Here is a 13,970-nt window from a genome sequence, read left to right as displayed (position 1 = left end):
CACTGACCTGGTGATCATCCGGCCCGGCGGTGCTGTTTGGGACGAGATCGTTTCTCGACGTACATCCGTTCGTCGGCCGACTTCAGGACCTCGTCCGCCGTCATCCCGCACTGCGCCCACCCGATGCCGAAGCTCGCGCCGACCCGCATCGCGCGGCCGTCGACCCGGATGGGCTGGATGATCTCGTTGCGCAGCCGTACGGCCAGGTCCTGGGCGTCGGCCCGGCCGAGGCCGTCGGCGAGGACGACGAACTCGTCGCCGCCGAGCCGGGCCACCGTGTCGCCGTCGCGCACGGCACGGCCGAGCCGCCGGGCGACCTCGATCAGTACCGCGTCGCCGGCGTTGTGCCCGAAGCGGTCGTTGATCGACTTGAAGCCGTCGAGGTCGCAGAAGAGCACCGCGAGCCCCTTCGTGCCGTCGTCCTTCTCACCCTCGGGGGCGACCGCGTGGACGTGGTGGTCGTAGGCGCCGTACACCTCGGGGGTGGCGCGGAAGGAGGTGAAGTCATGGCCGTGGCCGTTCACGCCGTACGGCTGGACCGTGCCGTCGGCCGCCACGGGCGCCGCCGTCGCCGTGTACTGGTCGTTGCGGCCGTACGGGTCGGGCTGGGCGTTGCCGTAGGCCGCGTCGACCGACTCGACCAGGCCGGGCTCCGCCGACTGCGGGCGCGGGCAGAGACGGGCGCTGAGCCGGGAGCGCAGTTCGGCGGAGTTGGGCAGGCCGGTCAGGGAGTCGTGGGAGGCGCGGTGGGCGAGCTGCAGCTCGCGGCGCTTGCGCTCCTCTATGTCCTCGACGTGGGTGAGCAGGAAGCGCGGGCCGTCGGCGGCGTCCGCGACGACGGAGTTGCGCAGCGACACCCACAGATAGGAGCCGTCACGGCGGCAGAGCCGGAGTTCGGCGCGTCCGCCCTCGGCGGAGGTGCGGAGCAGGGTGCCGATGTCCTCGGGGTGCACGAGGTCGGAGAAGGCGTAGCGGCGCATCGCGGAGGCGGGGCGGCCCAGGAGGCGGCACAGGGCGTCGTTGGTGCGGAGTATTCGCCCGTGCTGGTCGCCGCCCATCTCGGCTATGGCCATGCCGGAGGGGGCGTACTCGAAGGCCTGCCGGAAACTTTCCTCGCTGGCTCTCAGTGCCTGCTGCTCGCGTTCGAGTCTGACCAGTGCCCGCTGCATATTCGCGCGTAGACGTGCGTTGCTGATAGCGATCGCGGCCTGAAAGGCGTACATCTGGAGCGCTTCCTTGCCCCACGCGCCCGGCCGGCGGCCGTTGCGGGGCCGGTCCACGGACAGGACGCCGATCAGTTCGCCCAGGTTGCTGCTGCCGGGCACGCTGGGCGTGAACATCGGCGCGAAGAGGCGGTCCGAGGGGTGCCACTCGTCCTCGAAGCGCGGGGCGGGGCCGTCGGTGTACCACTGCGGGACGTCGTCGTCGTCGAGGATCCAGCCCTCGGTGTGCGGTATGAAGACCAGCTCGCCCCAGGCCTCGCCCATGGAGAGGCGGCGCTCCCAGGAGTCGCGGGAGCCGACACGGCCGGTGATGAGGGCCTCGGCGGCGGAGTTCCCGGCGAGGGCTGCGACGACGAGATCGCCGTCGGGGCGGACGAGATTGACACACGCCAGCTCGTAACCGAGGCCGTTGACGACCCCGTCGGCGACGGTCTGGAGTGTGTCCGCCAGACTGCGCGCGGTGTTCATGTCCGCCATGACCTGATGCAGCTGCCGCAAGGTCGCGAGACGGACGTACGGCTCCTGGTCGGTCTCCATTCGCCCTCCCTCCGCCTATCCCACCATCCCCGCCACTGAATCACAGCGCGCTGCTCACTCGGTACACAGGGTCAACAAAAAGGGGCTCCTGTGACTCAAGTCACAGCGAAAGATGAGCAATTGAGTGGAGTTTCTGAGTTCTCCCTGTGCGTTTACTGAACGCAAACTTTGTATCTGTGCGGATACTACGAGCGAGGATACGGGGGAGAAGAAGTCGGCGGGGCCGTTCCCGATCATTACCGCCCCTTGGGAGTCGGCAAGGGCGTCGATCGGGTTCTCGGTCGGGAGTCCTAGGTCCGGGTTCGGGCGCTGGTCCGATGTGGTGGGACAGGAACGGCGAATACGTTTCCCGTGTGCTGACTCCCCCTGCCGTACCCACCTCGCCCGCCCCCCATGCCGCCCCTGTCCCTCCTGGCGGGCATCCTGGGGGCGTGAGCAACGACGACTTCCGCGCCGCCATGTCCCGCCTGGCCTCGGGCGTGGTCCTGGTGACCGCGCGGGAGGCGTCCCTCGACGCCGACGACCCCCAGGCGCCGGTCGGCGAGGACGTCGGCATGACGGCGACCGCCTTCCTGTCGGTCTCCCTGGACCCGCCCCTGGTCATGGTCAGCGTTCGCGAGGGCTCCCGGATGGACGACCTGCTCGCCGAACAGCCCCTGTGGGCGGTCTCCGTCCTCTCCGAGAGCCAGCGCCACATCGCGGGTCGCTTCGCGATGAAGGGCCGCATCAGCGACCGTCTCCTCTTCGAGGACATCCCGTACGTCCGGGGCGGCGCGTCCGGCGCTCCCCTGGTGGGCGGCGCCCTGGCGAACCTGGAGTGCCGTACGGAGCAGCGGGTGGAGGCGGGCGACCACACCCTGGTGATCGGCCGCGTCCTGACGGCGACGACACCGAGCGCGGACGGCGGCCCGCTGGCGTACTTCCGGGGCCGCTACCGGCAGCTGGGCTGAACCGGGACCGAGCTCGCCCGACGGGAAACTCGCTGGTCAAGCGGGTCCCGTGCCGCTTAGGTTGCCCGCATGACGAACGTGCCGAACGCGATGAACGTGACGAACGCCTCGCTCAGGCTGGAGCGGATCAGCTCCGACAACTTCGACGCGGCCGTCGCCGTACGGGTCAGCCCCGACCAGGAACACGCGGTCTCGCCGGTCATGAAGTCCCTGGCCGAGGCGTACGTCCATCCGCGCACCGCCTGGCCCCGGCTGATCCTCGACGGCGAGCGGCCCGTCGGTTTCCTCATGGCCTTCTTCGACATCGCCTGGGGCGGCACGGGCGCCGACCTGCGCTCCGGCCTCTGGCGCCTGAACATCGCGGCCGCCGAACAGGGCAAGGGCTACGGCCGCTTCGCCGTCGAGTCCGTCGCCGCCGAGATCCGCCGCCGCGGCGGCACCGACCTCTACGTCACCTGGCACCCCGGCCCGACCGGCCCCGAGCCCTTCTATCTGGCCCTGGGTTTCACCCCGACCGGCGAGACAAGCGGGGGCCAGACGGTCGGGGTGCTGAAACTCACGTAGGCCGAGCGGACAAAGCCTTCGGTGTGATTCGGATCGCACGACCAGAAATTGATTCCCGGGGCCGTTCCACGGTTCTTTCTCCCGGCCGTTCGGAAATTCACGACCGTTCATCCGGAGCCGCCGATCCGGTGATCTTGGCGACCGGTTACCGCCCAACTCCGGTCCCGCTAACCCCAGTCCCGTCCGGTACGGCCACGCTTCACATCCGCGCGCGCCTTTTTCTGCCGCAAACGGCGTTCATTGATTCCGCGCGGGATACGGGTGGGGGTGCGCGGCTTGGGCGGCGGTGCGGTGGCCTCCGCGAGCAGGGCGGCCAGACGTACGGCCGCCGACTCACGGTTGCGCCACTGGGAGCGGTGCTCGGAGGAGCGGACGGTGACGACCCCGTCGACGAGCCGTCCGGCGAGACGCTCCAGCGCGCGCCGCTTCCACACCTCGGGCAGCGCCTCGGTGTTCGCGAGGTCGAGGCTCAGCTCGACCCTGGAGTCACTGGTGTTGACGTGCTGCCCGCCCGGCCCACCGGACCGCGAGAAACGCCACATCAGCTCGGCCTCGGGGAGCGAGACGGAGCCACGGATGAGGTAGGGACCGGACATGCCCACCATCGTCGCGCGGCTGTCCGGTCCACGTCACCCCGTTTTCACCAGGCGGGCCGTCAAGACAGGTAAAGAAAGTAAAGCCGCGCGGAACCTTCGGTACCCCCGTCGGCGTTCAAGGAGGTGACGGTAGCTTCGTCACCGCACGCACGTACGCACGTCAAAAACGAGGGAAGGACTCCCAACAATGGCTGTAAGCCTGTCCAAGGGTGGCAACGTCTCGCTCACCAAGGAGGCTCCGGGCCTGACCGCCGTCACCGTGGGCCTCGGCTGGGACGTCCGCACCACCACCGGCACGGACTTCGACCTCGACGCCTCGGCGATCGCGGTCAACACACAGGGCAAGGTCTATTCCGACGCCCACTTCGTCTTCTTCAACAACAAGCAGACCCCGGACAGCACGATCGTCCACACCGGCGACAACCGCACGGGCGAGGGCGCGGGCGACGACGAGGCGATCAAGGTCAACCTCGCCGGCCTCCCCGCCGACATCGAGAAGATCGTCTTCCCGGTCTCGATCTACGACGCCGAGAACCGCTCGCAGAACTTCGGCCAGGTCCGCAACGCCTACATCCGCATCCTGAACGAGGCCGGCGGCGCGGAGATCGCCCGCTACGACCTCTCCGAGGACGCGGCGACGGAGACGGCGATGGTCTTCGGCGAGCTGTACCGCAACGGCGCGGAGTGGAAGTTCCGCGCGGTCGGCCAGGGCTACGCCTCGGGCCTGGTGGGCATCGCCCAGGACTTCGGCGTCAACGTCTGAGCCGTGGTCTGAGTCGTAACGGCGGCTGAAAAGCCCCCGGCCGAGCGCGATTGGCGTCTGGGCCGGGGGCTTTCGCGGTTCCGGAGGACAACGGAGGACACAGGCTCCCGGGCGGGAATCCCGCCGTGACACCATCACCTCCGTGCTCGATATCGGCTACGCCCTCTCCAACCGCTTCCCGGACCCCCCGCAGACGGACTACCGCCGCGCGGACGTCCACACCCTCCGCCATGATCTGTTCTGCGGTGACGTCTATCTCGCGGACACCAAGGCGGACCGGGAGTTGTCCACAGCCTGGGGATGGGTGCCGGTGCTCGACTTCGCGTGGGCGCTGTGCGACATCGTGGAACAGCTGGACCAGGACCCCGCGGGCTCCCGCGCCTCCCGCCCCCAGTACGCGGAACTGGACTTCACCGAGTCCACCGACCGCATGCTGTTCCAGCGCCGCTTCGGGTGGGTGGACATCGAGTCGGACTGGATGCCGGCGGAGGAGCCCCCGCTCACCTTCTCCCACGCCGAACTCCGCAAGGAGGCAAGGGATTTCCTCCACGACATCCTGGCCGACCTGACGGACCTCCACGAAGCACTAGCCGAAAACCCGGCAATCTGGACACTCCAGTCCCGCTTTCCAAGGGTGCACTGACCACCCCGAAGGATTCTCGCCCCCGCCGCCCCTACCCGTCCCATCCTTCTGGGGGCTGCGCCCCCAGACCCCCCTTTGTCCTCAAACGCCGGACGGGCTAGAAGATCAAACCCCGGCCGGCACCCCCACCCGTCCGGCGTTTGAGGACGAGGCCGTCCAGGCCGACAAGCGGGGGTCTGGGGGCGGCAGCCCCCAGGGATGGGAACGGGTAGGGGCGGCGGGGGCGAGAAAAACTACCCAACCCCCTCCACCCGCACCCCCAACTCCGCCGCGAACACCCCCGCCAGATCAAGCAACTGCACAGGACTGATCACCGCCCCCGCCAACCGATCCACCCCCCGCGCAAACCCCAACTCCGCAGCCCGCCGCAAATCCACATCCCTCAGCGTCGCCGCACTGAAGTCCGCCCCCTTCACCACACACCCCACGAACTCCACCCGCTCCAGCACCGCACCCCCGAAGTCCGGCTCCACCAGCACACACCCCTCGAAGACGACGTCCTTCAACTTCGCCTTGCGCAGGTTCAGATAGTCGATCTTCCCGCCCCGCACGACCACCCGCTCCAGCACAGCCCCATGCAACTGCACCCCACCCAGCCGCGCATCGACCAGCTCCACATCACGCAGAGTCGACTCGGCAAGGTTCGTGCCGACACCCCGTATGCCCGTGAGGACGGAGTCGAGCAGCCGCGCATGGTGCAGCCGGGTCTCGTCCAGCGCACACCCCGTCAGCGCGCAGTCCATGAACCGGGCACCCCCACCGTTCTGCCCCGCGAAGTCGACGTCCCGGAACTCCAGCCCGTCGTAATCCCCGTCTGCCGCCAACTCCCCACCCCCGAACGGCTCCAGCACAGGCAACCGCACCTCGGGCCGCCGAGCCCCCTTCACCCCGGACCCGGAACCACCCGCTCCACCCACCACACGCCTAGCCATGCCCCCATACTGCACCCCACCACTGACAATCCCCCTGACCTGCGGAAACACCCCCGACCCACCCCTCATGTCACATTCCGAACCCCTCAACCAGTCGTACCGACGGAACCCAGAAAGGCACCCACCAGAAGGAGCCCCAAACATGGCCCCCGCCCGCACCAACCCACGCACCCACCCCCGCCCCCACACCCCCCTCACCGTCATAGGCGGCGGCCTCGCCGGCCTCACCGCCGCCATAGCCGCCGCGGAGGCAGGCGCCAAGGTCACCGTGTACGAGGCCCACCACACCCTCGGCGGCCGAGGCCGCACCGCCGAGGGGCCGTACCGTACGAACGACGGCCCGCACGCCCTCTACAGCGGTGGCCCGCACTGGACCTGGCTCACCCGCCGCGACCTCATCGGCCCCCTCGCCCCGCTCCCACCCCTCGAAGCCGCCCGATTCCACTTCCGCCACCAGGGCACCCTGCGCCGCACCCCACCCCTCGCCATGCTCAAGCTGCTCCGCCACAGCGCCCAACAGGCCCCCGTGGACACCGACTTCATGACCTGGGCCACCGAGCAGGCAGGCGAGAAGGGCGCCCAGGCCGCCGCGCACTACTCCGCCGTCACCCTCTTCCACCACGACCCCGGCACCCTCTCCGCCGCCTTCGTCCAGGAACGGCTGCGCCGCGCCGCCACCCTCCCGCCCGAGGCCAACCACCCGCGCGGCGGCTGGGCCACCGTGATCGACCGGATGGCCGCCCGCGCCTGGAACCTGGGCGTACGGATGGAGACCCTGACCCGCGTCGACACGCTCCCCACGGACACCCCGGTCATCGTCGCCACCTCGCTCGACGCCGCCCGCCGCCTCCTCAACGACGACACCCTCACCTGGACCGGAGCCCGCACGGTCCTCCTCGACCTCGCCGTACGGACCCGGCGCGGCGACCCCTACGTCGTCTCCGACCTGGACGCCCCCGGCCGACTGGAACGCTTCACCGCCCAGGACCACACCCTCGCCCCGCCCGGCGAACAGCTCCTCCAGGGCCAGTTCCCGATCGCCCCGGGCGCCTCCCGCGCCGAGGGCATCGCCCGTGCCGAGGAGCTGCTCGACCTGGCCTTCGACGGCTGGCGCGAACGCGTCACCTGGCGCCGCGAGGCCACCTCGAACGGCCGTACCGGCGCGGTCGACCTGCCCGGCACGACCTGGCGCGACCGCCCCGCGATCGAACGCGGCGACGGCGTCTACCTGGCCGGCGACCAGGTGGCCGCCCCCGGAGTCCTGGCGGAGGTCTCGTTCAACAGCGCGCTGACGGCCGTATCACTGGCACTGGGAAACCGCCGACTCCACGGCCGCCCCAACCCCCGCAGGCCCTTCGGCCCGCTCAGCCCCCGCAGCCCCTTCGACCCTCTTGACCTGAAGCAAGCTTGAGGTTGAAGAGTGGGGACTCCTGCGACACCACGCCAAGAGCCACACGCACCCTTGGGGGACCCCCATGCACGCCATCCGCCTGCACACCTTCGGCCCCGCCGAAAACCTCATCTACGAACAGGTGGACGACCCGACCCCCGGCCCGGGCCAGGTCCGTATCGCCGTCGCCGCAGCCGGCGTACACCTCCTGGACACCGCCCTCCGCGAGGGCATGCAGGGCCCGGCACCGGAGCCGACCCCCCTGCCGACCATCCCCGGCCGCGAGGTCGCCGGCACGGTCGACGCCCTCGGCGAAGGCACCCCCGAGCTGTGGCGCGGCAAGCGCGTCGTCGCCCACCTCGGCTTCCAGCCCGGCGGCTACGCCGAACTCGCCGTCACCGACATGGAACGCCTGCACGAGATCCCGGCCGGCCTCGACTTCGCCCAGGCCGTCGCGATGATCGGCACCGGGCGTACGACCATGGGGATCCTGCAGTTCACCGACCTCGGCCCCGACTCCGTGGCCGTCGTACCGGCCGCCGCCGGTGGCATCGGCACCCTTCTCGTGCAGTACGCCCGACATGCGGGCGCCACCGTGATCGGCCTCGCGGGCGGCCCCGCGAAGACGGCCCTCGTCGAGGCGAACGGCGCCGACCTCGCCGTCGACTACACGGACCCCGCATGGCCGGAGAAAGTGCGCGCGTATCTCGGCGGACGGCCCGCCACCGTCGTCTTCGACGGGGTCGGCGGCGAGATCGCCCGCGAGGCCACCGCCCTCCTCTCCCCCACCGGACAGCACCTCGTCTTCGGCTGGTCGGGCGAGGGCCTCCACGACGGCACCCCCTACCTCGTCGAGGGCGTCTCCGAACAGGTCCTCGGCCCGGCGATGCTGAGCAGGGCGGGCGGCCCCGACCCCCTCCGCACCCTGGAACTCCGCGCCCTGGCCGAAGCAGCCGCCGGCCGCCTGACCCCGTCCGTACACCGCTTCCCCCTCACCGAGGCGGCCACGGCCCACCGAGCCCTCGAAAACCGCGGTACGACGGGCAAGGTGGTGCTTGAGCCGTGACTCACGGTGAGGGGAGCCGCCCCGGCCGAGAAGCGCCCGATAGGGGCGCGAGGCTGTATCTATTTGCGGCTCCGCCGCGTGGGCGCGACCAGCCACGACGGCGCCGCACCAACCCAGCACCCAACAACCGCCCCCGCAAAAACTCAGTGCCGCCCAGCCACGCGATCCGCCACCCGAGCCAGCCGCGAAGACCGCTCCCCACCCCCGGCAGACTCCCTCCGATCCGCGGCCCGATACGTCGCGTACATCCCATGCACCCCCACCCACCGCAACGGCTCCGGCTCCCACTTCCGCACCCGGTGCCCGACCCACGGCAGACCGGTCAGCTCGGTACGCCCCGCCTGACCCGAGTCCAGCAGCACCAGATCCCGCAGCGTCCGCGCCGCGAGATTGGCGGTGGCGACGCCCGAACCGACGTAACCCCCCGCCCACCCGAGCCCGGTCGACCGGTCCAGCGTCACCGACGCACACCAGTCCCGAGGCACCCCCAGCACCCCCGACCAGGCATGCGCGACCCGCACATCACGCAGCACCGGAAAGAACCGCACGAGAATCTCCCGCAACGCCTCGACCGTCGCCGCCTGCGTACGCCCGTCGTTGTCCGTCCGCGACCCGAACCGGTACGGCACCCCGCGCCCGCCCAACGCGATCCGCCCGTCCTCCGTCCGCTGCGCGTACATGTACGCGTGCGCCATGTCCCCCAGCGCCTCCCGCCCCGCCCAGCCGATCTCGTCCCACTGCGCGTCCGTCAACGGCTCGGTCGCGATCATCGACGAGTTCATCGGCAGCCAGGTCCGCCGCTGCCCCTTCAACGAGGCTGTGAACCCCTCCGTACAGCGCAGCACATAGGGCGCGCGAACCGTCCCGTACGGCGTGACCGCGTGCTTCGCGAGGATCTCCGTAACGGGCGTCCGTTCGCAGACGACAACACCCAACCCCTCAACAACCGCCGCGAGCCCTTTGACCAGCTTCACCGGATGCACCCGCGCCCCGTGCGGCGTCCACGAAGACCCGAGAGCACCGGCCACCCGCACCCGCTCGGCCGTCGCGTCGGCGCCGTACAACTCACGGTCGTCCTCCCCGTACGACACCTCCACGTCGTGGAAGTCCAGCAGCCGAGCCAACTGAGCGGGGGTACGGGCGACTTCGAGCACACCCCCCTGATGAATGCCGGCGTCGAACCCCTCCTCCCCCACGACCCGCACCACTTCACCAACGGTGTCGTTCATGGCCCGCTGCAGCCGTACGGCGGCCTCATGACCGTGCACGCGCGCGTACCGGTCCCTCCCCGCGACCCCGTTGTACAGCCAGCCCCCGTTGCGCCCGGAAGCCCCGTACCCGCAGAACTCCTTCTCCAGAACGACGATCCGAAGAAAAGGCGCGGCCTTCTTCAGGTAGTAGGCCGTCCACAACCCGGTGTAACCACCCCCGACGATGACGACGTCAGCCGTCACATCCCCATCCAGAGGCGCACGAGGGACAGGCAGCCCGTCCTCCGCGTACCAGAAGGAAACCCGCCCATTGACGATCCCGCTGCTCATAGCGCCGGACGCTAACGCCTGAACGCCCCCATTGTCTCCTTCGGATTCCACACCTCCCCACCCCTCCCACGCGTCAACGGCCAACAGCAGAACCCCACAAGAGCCGCAGTGAAGTGCCCGAGATCGGTGAAGGTACGAGAGAAGACAAGCGGCACCCCGTACACACCCAGAACCCCCACCACATACACATACCGCCAAGGCCGGGCAATCCGATACGCCAGCACGGCGACCACCCCCGCCAGCGCGTAACTCACCCCGAAATCCATCGTGTCGGCCGCCGAGGCCGGAGCCGAACCGTCCCGGATCGCCCGCCACACCGCACCCTGACTGATCAGCGTCGCCAGCACATGCGAGGCCACGCACACCACCAGCCACCGCACGGTCCCGAGCCACCGCTCGACCGTCGCGTGAAACACCGAATACAGCACGACGTACGGGGTCCACCACCCGTCGATCCACATCGCACTGGAGATCAGCACCCGCACCGGATGGTCCGACAGCTCATTGATGTTGGTCGACCGCTGCCGCAGGAACTCCTCCTGGAACTCCGCCGACATGTGATGCACGGCCACAGTCGTGAAGAACAGCACGAGCAGCCACACGTACGTGCCCGGAGCACTACGGACGTAAGCCCACACCCCGCGCGGGCGGACCGGAAATCGCATGCCCCAATTTACGCACGCACATACAGTCGCCCAGTGACCCGCACCCCCGTGGAAGTCCCCGCCGCACTGGCCGCCACACAGCTCAAGTACAACGGGGAGGCGGGCCGCGCCTTCATCACCGAACTCCCCACCCGCACGGCCGACTTCCTGGACCGCTGGAACCTACGCGTGGACGGCCCCTCAATGCACGGCGTAACGGCCCTGGTCCTCCCGGTCGTCACCACGGACAACACCCCGGCGGCCCTCAAACTCCAACTCCTGGACAAGGAGAGCGAAGGCGAGGCACGGGCCCTCCACCACTGGAACGGCAACCACGCGGTACACCTCCTGGACCACGACCCCACCACGGGCACGATGCTCCTGGAACGCCTGGACCACACCCGAATGCTGTCCACGCTCCCGGACGCCCACGAGGCGACCCTGGTCATCGCGACCCTGCTGTCCCACCTCACATCGATCCCCGCCCCACCGGGCATCCGCACCCTCGGCGACATCGCGGAGGGCATGCTGGACCAGGCGCCCACCGCACTGCGCACACTCCCGGACCCCGAAGCCCGCACCCTCCTCACGGACTGCGCGGCAACCCTGCGCGAAGTGGCTCCCGACCCCGGAGACCGCCTCCTCCACTGGGACCTCCACGACGAGAACGTCCTGGCCGCCACCCGCGCCCCCTGGCTGGCCATCGACCCCAAACCCCTGTCAGGAGACCCAGGCTTCGACCTCTGGCCGGCCCTCAACACCCGCTTCGACGCGGACGACATCGCGTGGCGCTTCGACGCAATGACGGACGTACTGTCCCTGGACAGGGAGCGAGCCCGCGCGTGGACCTTGGCCCGGGTGCTGCAGAACGCCCTGTGGAACATCGAGGACGGGGATCCGGTGGAGGAGACGGGGCTGGAGATGGTTCGGCGGCTGCGGAATTCGTAGTGCTGGAGCCCCCTGTCGGATTCGAACCGACGACCTACGCATTACAAGTGCGTTGCTCTGGCCAGCTGAGCTAAGGAGGCCTGACGCGCGCGTGCACAGGCCGTGCAGGCATGCGTGCCCGTGCAGTGTACCCAGGTCCCGGCCGCCCCCCTGTCGAAAATTTCCGCGAAGTTCACACTCCCCCACCTACTGACAGAACCCGAATCCCCAGGTACCGTCCAGATTCAGTCCGCGTATGTGGACTACACCACCTTCCTACAACGGATCGTCCGGCACGTTCCTGCCGGTAGAAGGGGGCCCATCACCATGGCCACTGTTTCGTTCGACAAGGCGACCCGCATTTACCCGGGCACCGAGAAGCCCGCCGTAGATGGTCTGGAGATCGAGGTCGGGGACGGCGAGTTCCTCGTGCTCGTCGGTCCGTCCGGTTGCGGCAAGTCCACCTCGCTCCGCATGCTCGCGGGGCTCGAGGACGTGAACGCCGGCGCCATCCGCATCGGTGACCGCGACGTCACGCACCTGCCGCCCAAGGACCGGGACATCGCGATGGTGTTCCAGAACTACGCGCTGTACCCGCACATGACCGTCGCCGACAACATGGGCTTCGCGCTCAAGATCGCCGGCGTCAACAAGGCCGAGATCCGCCAGAAGGTCGAGGACGCGGCGAAGATCCTCGACCTCACCGACTACCTGTCGCGCAAGCCGAAGGCGCTCTCCGGTGGTCAGCGTCAGCGTGTCGCCATGGGTCGTGCCATCGTGCGTGAGCCCCAGGTCTTCCTCATGGACGAGCCGCTGTCGAACCTCGACGCCAAGCTCCGTGTCTCGACCCGTACGCAGATCGCCTCGCTGCAGCGCCGTCTGGGCATCACCACCGTGTACGTCACCCACGACCAGGTCGAGGCCATGACCATGGGCGACCGGGTCGCCGTGCTGAAGGACGGTCTGCTCCAGCAGGTCGACTCGCCGCGCAACATGTACGACCGCCCGAAGAACCTCTTCGTCGCCGGCTTCATCGGCTCCCCCGCCATGAACCTGATCGAGGTCCCGATCACCGACGGCGGTGTGAAGTTCGGCAACTCGGTCGTCCCGGTCAACCGCGAGGCCCTCACGGCCGCCGCCGACAAGGGTGACACCACCGTCACGGTCGGCGTCCGTCCCGAGCACTTCGACGTCGTCGAGCACAACGGTGCCGCCGCCGACGCCCTGTCCAAGGCCACCGAGGACGCTCCGGCCGGTCTCGCCGTCTCCGTGAACGTCGTCGAGGAGCTGGGCGCCGACGGTTACGTCTACGGCAGCGCCAAGGTCGGCGACGACCTCAAGGACCTGGTCGTCCGCGTCAGCGGCCGTGCCGTCCCGGACAAGGGCGCCACGCTGCACGTCGTCCCGCGTCCGGGCGAGATCCACGTGTTCTCGACCTCCACGGGCGAGCGCCTCACCGACTGAGACACGACCTGAACGGCGAAGGGCCCCGCGGCTTGCTGCGGGGCCCTTCCCCATACCCATGACCCGTGCGTCCGATACCCCGCCACACCGGTCATTTCGAATCATGTGCGTCAACGCCCTACCCACAGAACGGCACCAATTCATCCCCCAAATTGGTGACTAAATGTCGCCAAATCAGCACCGAGCGCTACCCTCACTCGCGTGAAGCACTCCACTAACCAACTGACGCGACGTGGCCGTGGCCCAGCCCGCCGGATCGGCCGTAGCCTCGCCCTTGTCCTGCCCGTCGTCCTGGTGCTGTCCGGGACCCTCGCGGTCACCCGAGTCAACTGGTCGGGGAATCCCTCGGACTCGGTGCTCACGGCGTCCTCCGAGGATCTGGCCGCCCGAGCCGCCGCTGCCCCCGCCCCCCAGGACGTCCTGCGCGACCAACTGCTCCTGGAACTCCAGGACAAGGACCCCGGCACCGCCCTCACCCACCTCCAGCAGGCGGTGAACGGCCACCCGTCCCTGGCGAAGCACTGCACGTCGATCGCCCGCGCCCTCGGCCGCGCCGCCGTCCGCGTGTACGGCCCGTCGCGCGCCCAGTCGTACTCCCGCCCGGTCTGCGACACGTCCTTCGCGACGGGAGTGGCAGCAGCACACAGCTAGCAGTCACCGCGGGTCCGGTGGGGGCTGGTCGCGCAGCTCCCCGCGCCCCTAGGGGGCGGCTGCGCGCCCGCCCAGCTGC

14 protein-coding genes and 1 tRNA gene are annotated in these 13,970 nt (G+C 69.5%); 9 read left to right on the top strand and 6 right to left on the bottom strand.

Features of this window, described 5'->3' with window-relative positions; translation table 11 throughout:
* Positions 1–14: 14 nt before the first annotated feature.
* The gene (cdgB, locus tag ACFYXF_RS21985) at positions 15–1,760 is read right to left on the bottom strand and encodes a diguanylate cyclase CdgB (protein ID WP_389351483.1); all 1,746 of its coding nucleotides are present in this window, start codon (positions 1,758–1,760) and stop codon (positions 15–17) included.
* Between the two features lie 317 nt (positions 1,761–2,077).
* Here cdgB and ACFYXF_RS21980 point away from each other — a divergent pair, with 317 nt between their 5' ends.
* Positions 2,078–2,710: a flavin reductase family protein gene (locus tag ACFYXF_RS21980; protein WP_389351481.1), complete on the top strand. Its 633-nt coding sequence runs from the start codon at positions 2,078–2,080 to the stop codon at positions 2,708–2,710.
* 90 nt (positions 2,711–2,800) lie between these two features.
* Positions 2,801–3,274 carry a GNAT family N-acetyltransferase gene (locus ACFYXF_RS21975; protein ID WP_389351977.1) on the top strand — a complete coding sequence of 158 codons (474 nt, stop codon included), beginning with the start codon at positions 2,801–2,803 and terminating at the stop codon, positions 3,272–3,274.
* Positions 3,275–3,441: 167 nt separating this feature from the next.
* Here ACFYXF_RS21975 and arfB read toward each other — a convergent pair whose 3' ends face one another.
* Positions 3,442–3,879, bottom strand: coding sequence for an alternative ribosome rescue aminoacyl-tRNA hydrolase ArfB (gene arfB / locus ACFYXF_RS21970; protein ID WP_389351479.1), 438 nt, complete (start codon positions 3,877–3,879; stop codon positions 3,442–3,444).
* A 178-nt stretch (positions 3,880–4,057) separates the two neighbouring features.
* Here arfB and ACFYXF_RS21965 point away from each other — a divergent pair, with 178 nt between their 5' ends.
* Together ACFYXF_RS21965 and ACFYXF_RS21960 are read left to right on the top strand one after the other, a co-directional pair.
* Positions 4,058–4,633 carry a TerD family protein gene (locus ACFYXF_RS21965; protein WP_030043541.1) on the top strand — a complete coding sequence of 192 codons (576 nt, stop codon included), beginning with the start codon at positions 4,058–4,060 and terminating at the stop codon, positions 4,631–4,633.
* A 142-nt stretch (positions 4,634–4,775) separates the two neighbouring features.
* Positions 4,776–5,276 carry a hypothetical protein gene (locus ACFYXF_RS21960; RefSeq protein ID WP_389351476.1) on the top strand — a complete coding sequence of 167 codons (501 nt, stop codon included), beginning with the start codon at positions 4,776–4,778 and terminating at the stop codon, positions 5,274–5,276.
* A 233-nt stretch (positions 5,277–5,509) separates the two neighbouring features.
* Here the strand turns inward: ACFYXF_RS21960 and ACFYXF_RS21955 are convergent, their stop codons facing one another.
* The gene (locus ACFYXF_RS21955) at positions 5,510–6,208 is read right to left on the bottom strand and encodes a pentapeptide repeat-containing protein (protein WP_389351475.1); all 699 of its coding nucleotides are present in this window, start codon (positions 6,206–6,208) and stop codon (positions 5,510–5,512) included.
* A 142-nt stretch (positions 6,209–6,350) separates the two neighbouring features.
* Here ACFYXF_RS21955 and ACFYXF_RS21950 point away from each other — a divergent pair, with 142 nt between their 5' ends.
* Both ACFYXF_RS21950 and ACFYXF_RS21945 read left to right on the top strand, forming a co-directional pair.
* The gene (locus tag ACFYXF_RS21950) at positions 6,351–7,619 is read left to right on the top strand and encodes an NAD(P)-binding protein (protein WP_389351472.1); all 1,269 of its coding nucleotides are present in this window, start codon (positions 6,351–6,353) and stop codon (positions 7,617–7,619) included.
* A 64-nt stretch (positions 7,620–7,683) separates the two neighbouring features.
* A complete protein-coding gene (locus ACFYXF_RS21945; protein WP_389351470.1) occupies positions 7,684–8,664 on the top strand; it encodes a zinc-binding dehydrogenase in 981 nt (326 codons plus the stop codon).
* Positions 8,665–8,807: 143 nt separating this feature from the next.
* Here ACFYXF_RS21945 and ACFYXF_RS21940 read toward each other — a convergent pair whose 3' ends face one another.
* Positions 8,808–10,205: an NAD(P)/FAD-dependent oxidoreductase gene (locus ACFYXF_RS21940; protein WP_389351468.1), complete on the bottom strand. Its 1,398-nt coding sequence runs from the start codon at positions 10,203–10,205 to the stop codon at positions 8,808–8,810.
* Between the two features lie 11 nt (positions 10,206–10,216).
* Positions 10,217–10,870 carry a rhomboid-like protein gene (locus ACFYXF_RS21935; protein ID WP_389351466.1) on the bottom strand — a complete coding sequence of 218 codons (654 nt, stop codon included), beginning with the start codon at positions 10,868–10,870 and terminating at the stop codon, positions 10,217–10,219.
* Between the two features lie 33 nt (positions 10,871–10,903).
* On the opposite strand from ACFYXF_RS21935, the gene ACFYXF_RS21930 reads away from it, so the two are divergent.
* Positions 10,904–11,797, top strand: coding sequence for an aminoglycoside phosphotransferase family protein (locus tag ACFYXF_RS21930; RefSeq protein ID WP_389351465.1), 894 nt, complete (start codon positions 10,904–10,906; stop codon positions 11,795–11,797).
* 3 nt (positions 11,798–11,800) lie between these two features.
* Here ACFYXF_RS21930 and ACFYXF_RS21925 read toward each other — a convergent pair.
* Positions 11,801–11,877, bottom strand: a tRNA-Thr gene (locus tag ACFYXF_RS21925).
* 226 nt (positions 11,878–12,103) lie between these two features.
* Here ACFYXF_RS21925 and ACFYXF_RS21920 point away from each other — a divergent pair.
* Positions 12,104–13,240, top strand: coding sequence for an ABC transporter ATP-binding protein (locus ACFYXF_RS21920; protein WP_389351463.1), 1,137 nt, complete (start codon positions 12,104–12,106; stop codon positions 13,238–13,240).
* Positions 13,241–13,441: 201 nt separating this feature from the next.
* On the top strand, positions 13,442–13,891 hold the full coding sequence (locus ACFYXF_RS21915) for a hypothetical protein (protein ID WP_389351462.1): 450 nt from the start codon (positions 13,442–13,444) through the stop codon (positions 13,889–13,891).
* The last annotated feature ends 79 nt before the right edge of the window (positions 13,892–13,970 follow it).

Origin of the sequence: Streptomyces sp. NPDC002680, from assembly GCF_042889145.1 — a bacterium.
Classification (GTDB): Bacteria; Actinomycetota; Actinomycetes; order Streptomycetales; family Streptomycetaceae; genus Streptomyces; species Streptomyces adonidis.
The sequence above is the reverse complement of the archived record's forward strand: the minus strand, read 5'-3'. Positions and strand labels throughout refer to the sequence as shown.

Coding starts and splice junctions, on each gene's coding strand:
- ACFYXF_RS21955 (WP_389351475.1), bottom strand. CDS start 6,208: ATGGCTAGGCGTGTGGTGGGTGGAGCGGGTGGTTCCGGGTCCGGGGTG.
- ACFYXF_RS21940 (WP_389351468.1), bottom strand. CDS start 10,205: ATGAGCAGCGGGATCGTCAATGGGCGGGTTTCCTTCTGGTACGCGGAG.
- ACFYXF_RS21950 (WP_389351472.1), top strand. CDS start 6,351: ATGGCCCCCGCCCGCACCAACCCACGCACCCACCCCCGCCCCCACACC.
- ACFYXF_RS21935 (WP_389351466.1), bottom strand. CDS start 10,870: ATGCGATTTCCGGTCCGCCCGCGCGGGGTGTGGGCTTACGTCCGTAGT.
- ACFYXF_RS21980 (WP_389351481.1), top strand. CDS start 2,078: ATGTGGTGGGACAGGAACGGCGAATACGTTTCCCGTGTGCTGACTCCC.
- ACFYXF_RS21975 (WP_389351977.1), top strand. CDS start 2,801: ATGAACGTGACGAACGCCTCGCTCAGGCTGGAGCGGATCAGCTCCGAC.
- cdgB (WP_389351483.1), bottom strand. CDS start 1,760: ATGGAGACCGACCAGGAGCCGTACGTCCGTCTCGCGACCTTGCGGCAG.
- ACFYXF_RS21965 (WP_030043541.1), top strand. CDS start 4,058: ATGGCTGTAAGCCTGTCCAAGGGTGGCAACGTCTCGCTCACCAAGGAG.
- arfB (WP_389351479.1), bottom strand. CDS start 3,879: ATGGTGGGCATGTCCGGTCCCTACCTCATCCGTGGCTCCGTCTCGCTC.
- ACFYXF_RS21920 (WP_389351463.1), top strand. CDS start 12,104: ATGGCCACTGTTTCGTTCGACAAGGCGACCCGCATTTACCCGGGCACC.
- ACFYXF_RS21945 (WP_389351470.1), top strand. CDS start 7,684: ATGCACGCCATCCGCCTGCACACCTTCGGCCCCGCCGAAAACCTCATC.